At 41.2% G+C, this 15,312-nt stretch carries 17 protein-coding genes and 1 riboswitch; of the genes, 10 read left to right on the top strand and 7 right to left on the bottom strand.

The window, feature by feature from the left end; translation table 11 throughout:
• Positions 1 to 226: 226 nt before the first annotated feature.
• Complete coding sequence (locus tag J2T13_RS06215; protein WP_429369367.1) at positions 227 to 487, top strand: YqkE family protein; 261 nt, start codon at positions 227 to 229, stop codon at positions 485 to 487.
• Between the two features lie 138 nt (positions 488 to 625).
• Here the strand turns inward: J2T13_RS06215 and J2T13_RS06210 are convergent, their stop codons facing one another.
• Complete coding sequence (locus J2T13_RS06210; protein ID WP_429369365.1) at positions 626 to 778, bottom strand: hypothetical protein; 153 nt, start codon at positions 776 to 778, stop codon at positions 626 to 628.
• Positions 779 to 870: 92 nt separating this feature from the next.
• Between J2T13_RS06210 and J2T13_RS06205 the strand changes: the two genes are divergently transcribed.
• Complete coding sequence (locus J2T13_RS06205) at positions 871 to 1,833, top strand: LacI family DNA-binding transcriptional regulator (RefSeq protein ID WP_429369453.1); 963 nt, start codon at positions 871 to 873, stop codon at positions 1,831 to 1,833.
• A gap of 11 nt (positions 1,834 to 1,844) precedes the next feature.
• Here the strand turns inward: J2T13_RS06205 and J2T13_RS06200 are convergent, their stop codons facing one another.
• The 5 genes from J2T13_RS06200 to J2T13_RS06180 form a co-directional block, all read right to left on the bottom strand.
• Positions 1,845 to 3,431, bottom strand: a complete 1,587-nt coding sequence (locus J2T13_RS06200; protein WP_429369364.1) for a M56 family metallopeptidase — start codon at positions 3,429 to 3,431, stop codon at positions 1,845 to 1,847.
• Positions 3,400 to 3,777 carry a M56 family metallopeptidase gene (locus tag J2T13_RS06195; protein WP_429369362.1) on the bottom strand — a complete coding sequence of 126 codons (378 nt, stop codon included), beginning with the start codon at positions 3,775 to 3,777 and terminating at the stop codon, positions 3,400 to 3,402. Before J2T13_RS06195 ends, J2T13_RS06200 begins: the two co-directional genes overlap by 32 nt.
• Positions 3,778 to 3,849: 72 nt before the next feature.
• Positions 3,850 to 4,119 carry a M56 family metallopeptidase gene (locus tag J2T13_RS06190; RefSeq protein WP_429369360.1) on the bottom strand — a complete coding sequence of 90 codons (270 nt, stop codon included), beginning with the start codon at positions 4,117 to 4,119 and terminating at the stop codon, positions 3,850 to 3,852.
• A gap of 31 nt (positions 4,120 to 4,150) precedes the next feature.
• On the bottom strand, positions 4,151 to 4,534 hold the full coding sequence (locus tag J2T13_RS06185; RefSeq protein WP_429369358.1) for a BlaI/MecI/CopY family transcriptional regulator: 384 nt from the start codon (positions 4,532 to 4,534) through the stop codon (positions 4,151 to 4,153).
• Positions 4,535 to 4,927: 393 nt separating this feature from the next.
• Positions 4,928 to 6,118 carry a coenzyme F420-0:L-glutamate ligase gene (locus tag J2T13_RS06180; RefSeq protein WP_429369356.1) on the bottom strand — a complete coding sequence of 397 codons (1,191 nt, stop codon included), beginning with the start codon at positions 6,116 to 6,118 and terminating at the stop codon, positions 4,928 to 4,930.
• 126 nt (positions 6,119 to 6,244) lie between these two features.
• Between J2T13_RS06180 and J2T13_RS06175 the strand changes: the two genes are divergently transcribed.
• A complete protein-coding gene (locus J2T13_RS06175) occupies positions 6,245 to 7,135 on the top strand; it encodes a LysR family transcriptional regulator (protein ID WP_429369354.1) in 891 nt (296 codons plus the stop codon).
• A gap of 58 nt (positions 7,136 to 7,193) precedes the next feature.
• Here the strand turns inward: J2T13_RS06175 and J2T13_RS06170 are convergent, their stop codons facing one another.
• Positions 7,194 to 8,195 (bottom strand): lipoate--protein ligase, encoded by a 1,002-nt coding sequence (locus J2T13_RS06170; RefSeq protein WP_429369352.1) that lies wholly within the window; start codon positions 8,193 to 8,195, stop codon positions 7,194 to 7,196.
• A 174-nt stretch (positions 8,196 to 8,369) separates the two neighbouring features.
• On the opposite strand from J2T13_RS06170, the gene cobD reads away from it, so the two are divergent.
• From cobD to J2T13_RS06135, 7 genes are all read left to right on the top strand, one after another.
• Positions 8,370 to 9,479: a threonine-phosphate decarboxylase CobD gene (gene cobD, locus J2T13_RS06165; RefSeq protein ID WP_429369350.1), complete on the top strand. Its 1,110-nt coding sequence runs from the start codon at positions 8,370 to 8,372 to the stop codon at positions 9,477 to 9,479.
• Positions 9,480 to 9,487: 8 nt separating this feature from the next.
• Positions 9,488 to 10,213, top strand: coding sequence for an adenosylcobinamide amidohydrolase (locus J2T13_RS06160; protein WP_429369348.1), 726 nt, complete (start codon positions 9,488 to 9,490; stop codon positions 10,211 to 10,213).
• Between the two features lie 5 nt (positions 10,214 to 10,218).
• Positions 10,219 to 11,187 (top strand): adenosylcobinamide-phosphate synthase CbiB, encoded by a 969-nt coding sequence (gene cbiB, locus J2T13_RS06155; protein ID WP_429369451.1) that lies wholly within the window; start codon positions 10,219 to 10,221, stop codon positions 11,185 to 11,187.
• Positions 11,178 to 11,795, top strand: a complete 618-nt coding sequence (locus J2T13_RS06150; protein ID WP_429369346.1) for a histidine phosphatase family protein — start codon at positions 11,178 to 11,180, stop codon at positions 11,793 to 11,795. Before cbiB ends, J2T13_RS06150 begins: the two co-directional genes overlap by 10 nt.
• A gap of 273 nt (positions 11,796 to 12,068) precedes the next feature.
• Positions 12,069 to 12,250: riboswitch (cobalamin riboswitch) on the top strand.
• A 182-nt stretch (positions 12,251 to 12,432) separates the two neighbouring features.
• Entirely contained in the window at positions 12,433 to 13,443 is a 1,011-nt protein-coding gene (locus J2T13_RS06145; RefSeq protein ID WP_429369344.1) for an ABC transporter substrate-binding protein, read from the top strand.
• The gene (locus tag J2T13_RS06140; protein WP_429369342.1) at positions 13,443 to 14,489 is read left to right on the top strand and encodes a FecCD family ABC transporter permease; all 1,047 of its coding nucleotides are present in this window, start codon (positions 13,443 to 13,445) and stop codon (positions 14,487 to 14,489) included. The genes J2T13_RS06145 and J2T13_RS06140 overlap by 1 nt, the downstream gene beginning before the upstream one ends.
• Entirely contained in the window at positions 14,486 to 15,271 is a 786-nt protein-coding gene (locus J2T13_RS06135) for an ABC transporter ATP-binding protein (RefSeq protein WP_429369340.1), read from the top strand. The genes J2T13_RS06140 and J2T13_RS06135 overlap by 4 nt, the downstream gene beginning before the upstream one ends.
• The last annotated feature ends 41 nt before the right edge of the window (positions 15,272 to 15,312 follow it).

The following is a 15,312-nucleotide window of genomic DNA, read 5'->3' as shown; positions in this document are numbered from 1 at the left end:
ATTACAGTATATTACATAAAATGAACTAATTCGACAATATTATAATAAATGATGAATATATATACAAGACAATAATTTACAATATATGGCGTCCTATTTGTTTGTGAACTTGAATATTTATCTAGTATCTATTAATAATGGGCATTGAAATAAATAAGTCCATTCTTTAATCCTAGAATGAGCTATCTAAAACTGTTATAATGTGGTTGGAAATGGAGATGATGATATGGCTAATAAGAAAAAACCTACCCATGCTCCAAAGCCTGCTTCTGACTATACCCCAACCACGCTGAAAGATTTACTAAGTGGTGAAATCCTTGATCAATTGAAGGCACAGGCAGATGAGATGAAGGCAGAGGAACAGAAGAAGAAGGAAGCTGAACAACTTAGAATTGTAGAGGCACGTCAAGCTGAACAGAAGAAGCTCGATAACAACTTCGAACACTTACTAGAGAATAGTAGTCAAGATTGGCGCAAATTCAAATAAACACAGATAGGCTGCCTATTGAGCTCATTCATTCGAGTGAAGGTAGCCTTTTGTTTGTGGGAAGACATGAAACTTGGATAGTTGCTCACTTAATGAAATACAATAATAGGAGTCGAGTATTTAGAGAGATCCTATTTATTACTCATCGTAGACCTCGAATAAATAGCTGTAGGGGTCTTTTTTCTTTTGTGGAGACTCCTCTTGTTGATAGAGTGAAATAGCTATTGCCGACAAAATGATTATAGAACTACACAACAAAACGTAGCACATTATACCCACTAGTACTACCATATAACATTCCTCCTTTTAGTTAGAGGCTAAGCTTAATGGATGAAACGCGTTTCAGAGCAAGAGAAAGTTTTATTGAAAAGGTGGGCATTCGTATGGCTAATATTAAAGATATTGCAAAGATGGCAGGAGTATCGGTAACGACAGTTTCTCGTGTAATGAACAATCATCCTTATGTAAGCTCAGATAAGAGGGATGCGGTTAAACGAGCCATTGAGGAGAGCAATTATCAAAGGAATATAAATGCAGTTCATTTAAGCAAGGGGAAAACCTTCCTTATAGGTGTTGTTGTCCCGTTCTCGAATCATCCCTACTTTGGGTTGTTAATTGAAGGTATAGCCAATGAAGCTCTACAAAACAACTATAAGTTAGTTCTGTTCCAAACGAATTACGAGGTGGAAAGAGAGATTGAAGCTTTGACTATGCTAAGCGATAAGCAAATAGATGCATTAATCATATGTTCCAGAATATCAGAGTGGAGTACTATAGAAGAGTATGTGTCTTACGGTCCAATTGTTCTATGTGAGGATGCGAGAGGTACAAAGATATCTTCAACGTTTATCGACCACTATAAAAGTTTCTCTAAAGCTTTAGAGTATTTACATGATAAAGGCCATCAAAAAATTGGCTATAGCATAGGAAGAAGAACAGGAACCAATAGCAATCAAAGAGCAACAGCTTATCAAGATTTTCTTACGAAATTCAATCAGCCTTTTGATTCAAATTATGTTTTCTATGATTGTTTTAACTTTGAAGATGGCGAACAGGTAGTACAACGTTTAATAAATATGAGTAATCCACCTTCGGCATTATTAGTTTCTAGTGACCAAGTAGCTGCTGGAATATTAACCTGCTGTAATAAACATCATATTGTAATTCCAAATGAGCTTGCATTAATGGGATTTGATAATCAACCTATAGCGAAAATCATGAATATAACGACGCTTGAAATCCCTTTATTTGAAGTCGGAAGAAAACTATTTCTTCAAGCAAAAGACAACACAACGATTTCTCACGAAGAGATCGTAGTTAGATTAATTGAACGATTAACGGTTTAGGTATCTTCAATCTATTGAAGAGGAGCGAGCACCAGACTGTTCAGGTTTTCTTCTTGGTTCTTGTCCATACCCAAGAAGATGGCGGCATAATAAATATCATCTTGTTTCCAAGAGTAATAGGTTTGACTTTTGACCTTCGTCTTGTCTAAGCCGTTGCCAGAATAGAGGGGTCCAAAGTAAATATGATCGTTGTCGACGTAGGCTGAGATTTCGATGTCGTTCATCTCCAGCTTCCGAATGAGCGAGAGTCTGGTCGTATCGAAAAGCGGTGTTTGGCTCTGATAAAGCGAGAGCTCGTCGTTCTGGCCATAGATTTGGGAATCGTATGCTGCGTGATAGGTATTCCACAGGGCATCCGATCCCTGTCGAAACGAGAACCCGGTGTTCTGATCTCCAGCCTTCAGCAATGTCGAGTCGATCAGCGTCAGCCCAGTGTCGGGTAAGTCGAACGGGAGCTTCACCGTAAAGCCGAGAATATTCTTCGCTTCGAGCAAATCCGTCTGATCGTTTAGAGGAAATGAATTTCCCTCCCCGTCGTAACGGACATGCTGGATCTGCTGCGGGAAAGTAAAGGATTGCACGACTTTTGCCAACTCCCCTTGCGTGATGTTCCTCCGGTTCTGAGGAAGTTCATCTTGTAAGGTATTATTCTCGCTATGATAATTGATCGCGTACGATACGTCCCTGTCCTGCCAGAGGAAGCTTTTGGCTATTTCCTGCTTGTTCTTGTTGCCTTGCGTTTTCGTGAATAAAGTACCTTTGATATTGCCCATCGTAACCATGTCCTGCTGGGTAGAAGGAGCTAGTCCGGCCTGTTGTGAATACGGAGCGCCCCACAATAAATTGTGCTTCAGCATAGTACCCTTACCTTTGGAAGCGATCAAATACATGTTTTTTTCGTCTTTTGTTCCGAAATTGGATACAAAAGTAATGGTTACTATATCAATAAGGTCAGCTTGATTAGCGCTACTGAAAAGCTTATTCAATTCCACATTCCTAAGCTGATAACCTTCGGGCAGATAGTCAGGTACTTTAAAGTCAAAATTGGCAAAATCGTTCGCTCGATCCAGATTATTGAACCATTTGAACGTATCTATCGGTCTGACGATCTTGAACGAAGAAGTCATTTCCTCCATGGGGCCTGTGTTAGCATTAACGTTCGAATCGGCGATCTTTGTAGTTCCCGCCCGATTGGTGAGCAAGATGACGCTCAAGGCAAGAACCAAGATTATAGCGGCAGCAGATAGTTTATACGAACCTTTTCTGAACTTTGCGATCATTGTAATTCTCCGTTTCATATTATTATTGTTGTCAAAGAAATGCGAAAGATTGACCTGGGGGGAAGAGCTTTGAGAAAATAACCGTGACAGCATAAGGAGTGTCATACCGTAGGATGAAGATTCCTGCTCGCCAAGCACTTCAAGTACGCTTGCATCGCATGCGACCTCCCGGTCGACCTTCATTTTTCTCATGGAAAGCCACACAACTGGATTGTACCAGTGGATCATTACAGTCAGCGTCCACAGAGAATTGAACCATAAGTCTTTACGTTTATAGTGGGTCAGTTCATGTAGTGCGTAAGCTGGCGTGAGGGGCAATCGTTACGATATCCTCGGGCAAATAAACTCTCGGCTTCGTCAGGCCATAAATACAAGGGCTATGGAGGGTATTGGTCTCATAAATAGGAATCGTTTTTGTAATGTCCAATTTCTCTTTGCACGCCTCCAGAATGAAGAGTACCTCTTTGTTGTCTAACTTGCGGGATTCTCCAACTCTTATTCTGAATCCCAGGGTAAGAAATAGGAAGTACAGACCCAAGGATATAAGTCCTACAAGCCATATAAGTGAGCTGATCGTTAGCATGTTATCTAGCCAATCCCAATCTGTTGCATACGGATTCGCTTTGGGGTATGGATTTACGATTATAGAACTTAGTTCTTCCATTGGATGGGGACCAGGACTAAGATGTACTTCTTCTTCGCTATTCTGTAAAGCTACACTGGATTCAAAGTTGGTTTACGCCGAAACTTCATGCATATCACTCTTTTTATGTAAAATAAATTCATACTGCATTGCCTGTGGGATAAGATTAAACAGGCTGACAGGGCTTTGTGGAGCTATAGGAACAAGTAGTCTAATCAATACAATAAACCACAATATAAGGAAAATTCTAGGGCCAAGTCGCTTGTTAAGCAGCTTCCGAATCAAGAGCAAAGGCAATATGATTAAAGTTGATGCCAGGGATGCGGTCAACATGAGGGAAAAAATCGCTTCTATTATTTTCATGTACGAGCTCTCCTTCTATCAGACGATATGCTTAGCTATCGTCTCTTTTCGCCTTTTCCAAAAGCTGTTGAAGCTGTTCAATATCTTTTTCGGAGAGTTTTTCTTCTTCGAGAAATTTAGCAAACAACATTCCGACGGCCCCATTATAAATCCTATCTAGGAAGGATTTGTTCTCTACTTTTATATAGTCATTGTGTGAAACCAGTGGATAATATAAGTAGTTCCTACCAGACTTTTCAAATCGAATAGCATTCTTCTTGTGTAGCCGATTAATAAATGTCTTTATCGTCTGATCCGACCAGTGCATCTGATTCTTCAACTCGGAAATGATTTCAATAGCTGACAAAGGTTCCTTCTGCCATAGAAGCTTCATCACTACACTTTCGGCTTCAGTAATGTGTGGAGGATTGTTCATAGTCATCACCATTTTCGAATGATTTTGTTTACAGGTGTAAACGTTAATCAAAGTTTACACTTGTAAACAAAGCGCGTCAAGGAAAATCGAGATCACCGAAAGGGCGAGCTGAAGGTGAAGCAATAGGAAGGAGTACAGGGGCAGAGGTGAACATAAAGGTGAGTTACGGGCATCCTTTCGTGACGTTGTCAATTGATTAGCGGGGAAAAGAGCTTCACTTAGAGCATGTTTTGTTAGATACAGGCTTGACGGGGACAATCTCAGTGCAGATAGTGGTAAAGCAGAGGGACGGAATTCGTATTGCTGAAAGAAACAGAAAAGCTACCCTTAACACTCATTCTATTGAGCGTGAGGATAGCCTTTTATTTATCAAGTAAGCCTGAGTTATTAAGATTAGTTTGTATAGTTATCAAAATATCCTTGTATAAAGATAATCGGTGTTCCTTTGTCTCCGCTTCCTGAAGTTAGATCGGATAGAGAACCTATAAGATCAGTAAGCTTTCTAGGTGTAGTCCCTTGGGCTTCCATCGAGCCTACAAGATCTGATTCTTTATTGCTAATATATTGAGAGATAGCTTGTTTAAGTTCTTCACCTCTTAAATCAGCAAAGTTATTATCGGCAAGATATTTCAACTTTACTTCATTAGGTGTACCCTCAAGTCCTGCTGTGTAAGCTGGGGATACAACGGGATCAGCAAGTTCCCATATTTTACCCACGGGGTCTTTGAATGCGCCATCTCCGTAAATCATGACTTCAACATGTTTGCCTGTTTTTTCTTTGAGTATATCCTGTATTGTATCAACGGTAGGTTGGCAATTCCGTGGAAAAAGTTTCACAGCATCTTCTGTTGATTTATTGGATCCAAGTAGACCGTATTCTTCATTATATCCACTACCATCTATAGACTCTGATAAAATGTTATCGAGGCTATACACTTTATCTCCGCCATTGGCTAATAATATTTTCTTCGTTCTGAATCTTGTGTGTATATCACAAGTAAGAACGTTCTTGGTATATTCTAGAATGGTTTTTGGATTGTTGGAGAATATAACTTCACATTCAACACCATACTCTTCAACTAACGATTTATAGTAAGCAATATAATCAACACCGGTAAAAGGATGTTTATTAATCCCGAAATGATCGCGGAATTGTTGTTCTGTTAGAACATCTATCCAAGGATTAACGCCCTTTTCATCAAGCATGTCTATATCGACTAAGTGATTACCCACTTCATCAGATGGATAGCTAAGCATGAGAACAACTTTTTTAGCCCCTTTTGCAATACCACGAAGACAGATTGCAAAACGATTACGACTTAGGATCGGAAATATAACGCCAACCGTTTCTTCTCCAAATTTAGAACTTACATCTTTAGCGATATTATCGATCGTAGCATAATTACCTTGAGCACGAGCAACGATGGATTCCGTAATCGTAACGATATCTTTATCATTAATGGTAAATCCTTCAACTTCTGCAGCTTTTAACACACTATCTACAACGATTTCCTCTATATTGTCCCCTCGATTTATGATTGGGCAACGCAGACCTCTAACCACTGTTCCAACGACTCTTTCCAATATAATCGCTCCTTATAACCATTAAAGTTAATTTAGATTATTTGTTTGCTTGTACTTGTAATATACATCAATCTAATGATATAAGTAAAATTAATATATAGAATACCAGACATAAGGAGAACTTATATGGCAGGCAAATTGGACTTATATAAAGTATTTTGTAAGGTGGGAAAAAGTGAAAGCTTTTCCAAGGCGGCAAAAGATCTCTACATGACACAACCCGCTGTTAGTCAAGCGATTATGCAATTAGAAAAGGAGTTAGATACAACTCTTTTTAAGAGAACACCAAAAGGGGTATCTTTAACAAACGAAGGTAGTATTTTATTTGAGTATGCAAATTCGGCTATTAATTTAATTCATGTTGGAGAAGAGAAAATTCTGGAATTCAAGAATCTAACGACGGGTGAGTTAAAGATAGGCGTAGGTGATACGATTTCTAGGTACTTTTTACTTCCCTATTTAGAAGTTTTTCATAACAGATATCCTAATATTAAGTTCAAGATTGTTAATGGCACAACATTAGAGATCTGTTCCATATTGAAATCGGGTGAGGTCGATATTGGAATTTGTAATTTTCCGCTTGATGATCCTACGTTAGAACTACGATCCTGTATTGACATTCATGATATTTTTGTTTGTGGGGAGAAGTATAAGACGATATTATCTAAACCGGTAAGTCTTGATGAAGTTGTAAAACTGCCGTTAATCTTACTTGAGCCGAAATCAAATTCTAGAAAGTATGTAGAGGATTATATGATATCTAAAGGAATAAGGGTTTCGCCAGAATTTGAATTAGGCTCACATGATTTATTATTGGAGTTTGCAAAGATAAATTTAGGGATCGCATGTGTAACTAAAGAATTTTCCCAAGATTATTTAAATAAAGGATTGTTATATGAAGTACAACTAGATGAAGAGATACCAAAGAGAAATATAGGCGTATGTTTTTTGAAAAGTGTACCGTTATCACCCACATCTACTAAATTTGTTGAGATCATTGAGAATAAACAGGTGTAAGGTAGAAGGTAGAAGAAGGAACGGATTCCTAAGTGGAACCCGCTCCTTGTATACATACTTACCCTTCCAGAAATACCAGCCCGATGAAATCATCTAGCTCAATGTTACCGAAGTAGTGTTGGATCTCAAATTTCTCCAACGTTTCTCTAACCTCAGCCTCTTCATAACGCTTATCCCGTAATGTATTCTCGATATCAGCAACATCACCTACGCCGAAAAAGTCACCATAGATCTTGATATCATGGATACGACCTTCACTGATGTTCATGCGTAAATCGATAATACCAGCTGGGAATTTCTTCGTATGCTTCACATTAGACTCTGGTGAATTACCGTAGTTCCACTCCCAATTCTGGTAGTGTTCTTTGGAAATTTCGTGGATCTTCTCCCAGTCTTTATCTGTTAAATGGTATTGTGGAACATCGATTGGGTCCATATCGAAGATCGAACGAAGTAACTCGGAACGGAACTCTTCAATCGTCATGGTAACTTCCATCAGGTCACTAATGTTAGCTACACGGCTACGCACCGATTTGGTACTCTTGGATTTGAACTTCTCAGGATTAACACGTAGTGAAGCTTGTACATCATCCAGATTAAGATTGAACATTAATGTACCATGGCTGAACATGCGACCACGTGTGGAGAATTGAGCGTTACCCGAAATCTTTTGTTCACCTACTTGAAGATCGTTACGACCTGTCATTTCGGCATTGACGCCCATCTGATGCAACGCATCGATCACGGGTTGAGTGAATTTCAAGAAGTTATGAAAAGATTGTCCATCATCTTTGGTAATAAAACTGAAGTTTAGGTTACCAAGGTCATGGTATACAGCGCCTCCACCAGATAAACGACGTACCACTTGTACATTGTTATTCTTGCAGTATTCCTGATTGATCTCTTCAATTGTATTTTGATGTTTGCCTATAATTATAGAAGGACGATTAATATAGAAAAGCAGGTAGCTTTCTTCCATAGGTAAATGTCGTAATGCATATTCTTCTATGGCGAGATTAATTGCAGGATCGTGAATCCCTTGATTATCGATAAACAGCATGGTCTGAATCCTCCATTTATATGAACTGATATATAACTAGTATATCCATTGTCATTGTAAACGAAATGTTGTAGAGAAACAAAAGGGGAAATAGAAGAGACATTGACGTAGTTGAATAAGCGGCATGATAATAACAAGATCAACCTTAAATTAAGGCGTAGGGGGAATGAAGAAATGCTCGAAGTATATGGACATGGTGGTGACTTAGAGAGTGCAGCGCAACTTTACGGAAGAGGAGTAGATACTTTCCTTGATTTCAGCGCTAATATCAATCCGCTTGGACCTCCTCACGAAGTATTGGAGAGCCTTCAGGACGCTGTAGCCTCTATTATCCGATATCCTGATCCTGGTCACCGTAAGTTCAAAGAGATTCTAGCAGCGAAGCTAGACGTAACAACAGATGCTATCTGTGTAGGGAATGGTGCGGCTGAGTGTATGGCGCTCCTATTACTTGCTCTTCATCCACGGAAGGTGGGGGTTATCGAGCCATGCTTCTCTGAATATCGTCAATTATCGGAGCAGTTTGGCGCAGAGGTGTCCGCTGTATATGGAAATAGAGAAGACGATTGGAAGGCGCCGGTGAGTGTTATCGAGCAGTTAATACAACAGGTTGACCTTCTATTCATCGGACAGCCGAATAATCCGAATGGTGTGCAGTATAGACTGGAAGAGTTACGAACATTAGCTGAAGCGGCTGAGGAATATGATACATATATCGTAGTGGATGAAGCCTTTATTGATTTCATTCCGGAAGAACAGCGGCAGTCACTGTTATCCGAACTTGCTCGATTTCCGCATCTTCTGTTCGTGCGTTCCATGACGAAGTTCTATGCGATTCCGGGCTTGAGATTAGGCTATACGTTGGCGAATCCTCAAATTGTGAAGCGCATGCAGGGTAAACAAGTCTCATGGAGTGTGAATGGACTTGCTTTGCTGGCAGGCGAGATTTGTCTGCAACTTAGCGAGGAATATGAGCAGAGAACGATGGAGGTGATCTCTACCGAACGTAAAGTTCTGATGATGGGCCTCAAGGATCTCGGGTGCGTGGTAAGTCCAGGAGAGGCCAATTTCCTCTTAGTGGAGCTGCCACATCCTTGGAGTGCTGAAGAGTTGCAGCGTGAGCTAGGAGTGAGAGGTATACTCATTCGTAGTTGTGCGATGTATCCTGGGCTTGGGCCACAGTATATCAGAATAGCAGTTAAGGGATATGAAGCTAATCGTGTGCTGCTTAAGGAAATGTTAGAAGTATTAACGGACAGATCTGAAATTGGATCACAAGAATAGGAGCTGTAATGATGACAACACCTTTTGTGGACGGTATAACGAAGCAATATCATTCTACAGTATGGCCTGAACTCACTTTGACTAGAGAAGATCAACATCTATTACTGCATTCACCAATTCTTTTAGATAGCCTTAGTAGTGCGGTTCACGGTGGAGGCAAAGGTTATATTAACCGGGTTACGAATAGGTATGTAGATCGTTTCTATGAATGCGACGATCCTGAACGAGATATTACGAAATGGCTCGGGGAGTGGAACTATCCACTTGAATCAACTGCAGGATTACTAACTGCGGTTAAGTTAGAACATGCGGCAGTATTGGAGGAACAAGGGGAGTCTGCCTCTCTCTTCTGTTGTACAACAGCTGGAGTATCGAATGGTGCGCGAGCGGGTTCAGAGCGAACTACTTTTCCTGCCTACAGAGCGGGAACGATTAATATAATGTTAATGATTGATGGTCAATTGACGCAAGCAGCCATGGTGAATGCAATCATGACGGCGGTAGAGGCAAAGGCGGCGGCGCTTGCTGATCTAGATATACGCGATTCCGAGAATGGTCTAGTGGCCACGGGAACGACTACGGATGCGATTGTGCTCGGAGTTAGTCAGCACAAGGCATATGTAGCAACGCATGCATATGCTGGAACGGCGACTGAACTAGGTGCGGCTATTGGACGTATCGTGTATGGAACCGTGATGGAGAGCCTTATAGCAGCCAAGGCAAGTCTTCGATGATGGTTATGAATGCCATATGGATTGTAATAACCGCGTATGTTATAGATCTATGGATAGGTGACCCGCGCTGGCTCCCTCATCCTGTTATTTTTATGGGTAAAGCCATAAAGCGTATAGAAAAACTTATACGCCGATACTTTAGCCAACCTGCCGCTCTAAAAAAAGCAGGTATACTCTTACCGATTGTTCTGGTAGGGGGTTCTTTTGCACTGACATGGGGAATTCTGAAAGGGCTATATATGATCCAGCCCTGGGCTGCATGGATAGCGGAGTCAATATTTATAGCCACTACGATTGCTGTCAAAGGATTGAGAGCTGCGGGAATGGAAGTATTCGGTCATCTTAGTAGGGGTGATTTACCTGCTGCTAGGCATGCACTTAGCATGATTGTGGGTCGTGACACGGAACATCTAGAAGAGTCTGAGATCGTACGTGGAACGGTAGAAACGGTAGCCGAGAATATCGTAGATGCGATTGTATCGCCATTATTCTATGCCCTGATTGGAGGCGCACCGCTTGCTATAGCTTATCGTGCAGTGAATACGTTAGATTCCATGGTAGGTTATAAGAATGAGAAGTACATGAATTTGGGCTGGGCTTCAGCCAGATTAGATGATATAGCCAACTATATCCCTGCAAGAATCACAGCGGTATTACTAATCATTAGCGCTAGAATCATGCGACTAGATTATAAGAGATCGTACAGAACTGTAAAGCATGATGCGAGGCTCCATCCTAGTCCTAATAGTGGCTTTCCTGAATCTGCCGTTGCTGGAGCCTTAGGTATAAGAATGGGTGGCGAGAACAGGTATCAAGGGATTGTATCTTTCAGAGCTTATATGGGAGAAGCAACGCGGATTATGAATGCAAGTGATATCAAAGCTACGATCGGACTCATGATCCTGACATCATTGGCATTTGTAGTTGTAGGTCTGTTTGTTATATGGGTTGTAGGAGGGACATTATGGCAGTGACGTTGGAGCTGTTATTGATGCGCCATGGCCAAACACAGTGGAATGTTGATAAACGCTACTTGGGACATCGTGATCAAAGTATATTAGAAGAAGCGCGAGATCAATTGATCCCCCTGCGGGGTCAAGTCAGTGGAAGAAAGTTTAATAAAATAGTCTGTAGTGATCTTAAACGTTGCCGAGAAAGTCTTGCTTTTGTCGCTCCCGAACTTCTAGACGGTGTCGTTTATGATAGCCGTCTGAGAGAGATGGATTTTGGGGATTGGGAAGGAAGGACATATGAAGAATTAAAGGGACTCCCTCTGTATTGTGAATGGCTAGATGATCCACAGATAATCACTCCGCCGAATGGAGAAGCTTGGGATTTATTTCACGGAAGGATCAAGGACTTTCTACATAGCTTAATCCCATTAGCGTCTGAGTCAGGAGGAGATCGTACGAACCCATCGGTGTTCATTGTTACGCATGGCGGGGTAATCAGACAGCTAATAACGATGATTATTCCACAGACATCCTTCTGGGATTTGTCTGTAGAACCCGGGAGCTTAGTAAAGGTACTACTCACTTTAGATGATGAATGTTGGACAGGTACTTTGCGTGGTGAGTATTGAAATATCCTATTTGCTTGGCAGTATTCATATATGGAGATCATATATTTTTGATGGAATCGATCGAACTAACCCGTTGAAATTACAAAAACTTGGTTGTAACAGTCATGCTTTTCACCTATAATCATCAACAGAGATGTAGCGTTCGAACAATCAATTATATATTGTTGATTCTCAAGGTCCCGTAAGGCAAACTGACTATATAGAATGAACTGAAGACCAACCTTACTATTGATTTTTTTTAGAGTCTATAGAACTGTGGGGGAAAACTTTAGTTTAGTCTATCTGCTTGCTGTTCATTCGGGTTAAAAGGGAAGCTGGTGTAAATCCAGCACGGTCCCGCCACTGTATAACAGGAGATATCCTTCTATGTCACTGTTCTGCCATAAGGTAGAATGGGAAGGCTAGGATGTTGATTACCTGTAAGTCAGGAGACCTGCCTATGAGAAGAATGACGGTCCTTCGAGGAAAGGATTACGTATGCAAATAAGTACCTACTGGCGTAAGTTCTAGTTAGAGTACTCTGGACATTTATGAGCAACATAAAGTCTTGTAGACGTAATCCCTGATTCTTTGCATAAAGGATCAGGTTTTTTTGTTGTTATATGTTAGTCAGATAGAAGGGGAGTTAAGAAATCATATGAATAAATTAATGAAGTTGTGGACCACAGGCCTACTCGCACTAGTACTGGCGTTATCACTTGCTGGATGTGGTGCAAATAACACTACCAACAAACAAGCACAGATTACACCAACGGTAGAGCAATCTGTAACGCCTAAGGACCAGCCAGCGACAACAGATGAACTAAGAACGGTATATCCATTAACGGTAATGGATTCAACAGGGGAGTCATTCACTTTCACCGAGGCCCCTAAACACATCGTATCCGTGTCGCCTGCAGAGACGGAGGCGTTATTCGCGATCGGTCTTGATAGTGAAATTGTAGGTGTGGCTGACTATGATGATTACCCAGAGGCTGTTGTGTCCAAGCCAAAAATGGGGGGGATCATGAAACCAAATGAAGAAGCTATTATTGCGGCTGAAGCGGATATTGTATTCACAGGGATTTCGATGAGTGAAGAAGCAGTGAAGAAGTTGCGTGATATGGGAATTCAAATCTTCAAGACGGATCCGAAGACAGTAGATGATATCCTAAGCAATATTGAGCTATATGGCCAAATTACCGACCATCAGGCTGAAGCTAAAGTGGTTACGGATCAGATGAAACAAGAACGTGACGAAGTGATTGAAGCGGTTAAATCGGTTACTGCTGAACTGAAAAAGAAAGTATATGTAGAATTCTCTCCAGGTTGGACTGTAGGTAAGGGAGAATTCATGGATGAGTTGATTACTCTTGCCGGAGGGATTAACGTAGCATCTGACATGGTAGGATGGAATGAGATTAGTGAAGAGAAGATTATTCAGGATAACCCTGATGTGATTCTATACTCTAAGAATGTCATTGATGATACAACGAAAAAGGGTCTAGACGAGATTATTAAAGCACGTAGTGGCTGGGATCAAATAACGGCTGTGAAGAACGAAGCTGTATTCGGTATGGATGATAACTTGCTAAGTCGTCCAGGACCTAGAGCAACGGCAGGGCTTAAAGAAGTAGCGAAAGCTATTTATCCGGATTTGTTTAAATAATGAGTAAGAAGCTAGCGGGTTATGTCGGAGTCGGGATCATACTGCTAGTGCTGACTTTACTGATTTGTCTAGGAATAGGTTCAGTAAAGCTGCCGGTGAAAGATATCGTTATGATTTTAATACATCGCTTACCTTGGATTGGGGATGCTGTGACGCCTACTTGGAGTGTATCTTTTGAACAGATAGTAATCAAAGTACGACTTCCGCGGATTATTCTGGGTATGTTGGTAGGAGCGGCACTCGCTGTAGCGGGTTCAGGCTTTCAGGGTGTTCTTCGGAATCCATTAGCAGATCCTTATACCCTTGGGGTATCTTCTGGATCAGCTGTAGGGGCGTCTATTCTTATCTTTTACGGTCTCCAGTATTCATTATTTGGGGTATGGACGTTACCGCTTGTGGCTTTTGTGGCTGGTGTAATTACGTTGTGGGGTGTATTGGCTCTAGCAAGAGAAGGTGGAAAGATCCCAACAAATAGTCTGATATTGTCTGGGGTAGTGATGCAATCATTTTTGGGAGCGATTGTAGCCTTTCTATCAGCAATGTCTAGCAAAACCATTAACGAAATTTTGTTCTGGACAATGGGAAGTCTGAGTTTGCGAGGATGGTCGTATTCGGTCATCCTTTTCCCGTATCTATTACTCGGATTAATCTTCATATGGAGTCGCGCTAGGTCACTTAATTTGTTATCCCTTGGAGAGCGTCAGGCCACTCATCTCGGACTTCATGTAGAAGGGCTCAAGATCAGTATCTTGTTAGTGTCTACGCTACTGACAGCCGCGGCCGTGTCGGTCTCTGGTATTATTGGTTTTGTTGGTCTAGTTATTCCTCATATGATTCGACTGATTGTAGGTCCAGATTATAGGCTCATTGTTCCCTTGTCTGCGATCGGTGGGGGAATATTCATGGTATTGGCGGACACGGTTGCCCGTTCCTTACTTGCACCGACTGAAATTCCACTGGGTGTCGTTACTGCCTTTGTTGGAGCACCTTTCTTTGCTTATTTGTTATATAGGAATAAAAAGCAGAAGAGAGGGATGATGCTATGATTCAAGTGAATGATGTAGGAAAAAGTTATGGTAACCTTGCGGTACTTCAAGATGTGAACTGGACAGTGCAGGAAGGTGAATGGTGGGGAATTATTGGTCCGAATGGGAGCGGTAAATCGACATTACTACAATTGATATCTGGTGTGGAGAAGATGACTTCTGGTGACATTACGATTAAAGGTAAGGATATCAAAGGCTATAGTCGTAAAGTACTCTCTCAGATGATGGCAGTACTAGAGCAGGATGGACTTCCAGCAATGGACTACCCTGTACGGGATGTGCTGGAGATGGGGAGATTTCCCTTTCAGGATTGGCTAGGTCGCGATCAAGTTGACCATGCGGATATTCTTATAGAGGGAATTATGGCAAGATTAGAGTTGCTTGAGCTATCGGATCGTTCTGTTGCTGAATTAAGTGGAGGGCAAAGACAACGAGTGGCACTAGGGAAGGTAATGGCACAGGAGCCACAAATATTGTTACTTGATGAACCTACGACATTTCTGGATATTCATTATCAACTTCAATTTATGGAATTAGTAGCGAATTGGCGTGCGAATTCAGGAATTACTGTGATTGCTGTTTTACATGACTTGAATTTGGCTGCACAATTCTGTGATAAGCTGTTGGTATTACAGGAAGGTCAAATTGCCGGCATGGGTACACCTCAGGATATTTTAACTGAAAGTCGTATTCAAGATGTGTATGAGGTCGATCCTGTCATTGTGAATCATCCCGATATTGAGGTTCCCCAAGTGCTCCTTGCTCGTAGTAAGCTGAAGTGAAATTAACGTAGGTTGGATAAGTAGATCTCTCAACACTGATT

It is taken from the genome of Paenibacillus sp. DS2015 (genome assembly GCF_050433705.1).
Classification (GTDB): Bacteria; Bacillota; Bacilli; order Paenibacillales; family Paenibacillaceae; genus Paenibacillus_AQ.
The sequence above is the reverse complement of the archived record's forward strand: the minus strand, read 5'-3'. Positions and strand labels throughout refer to the sequence as shown.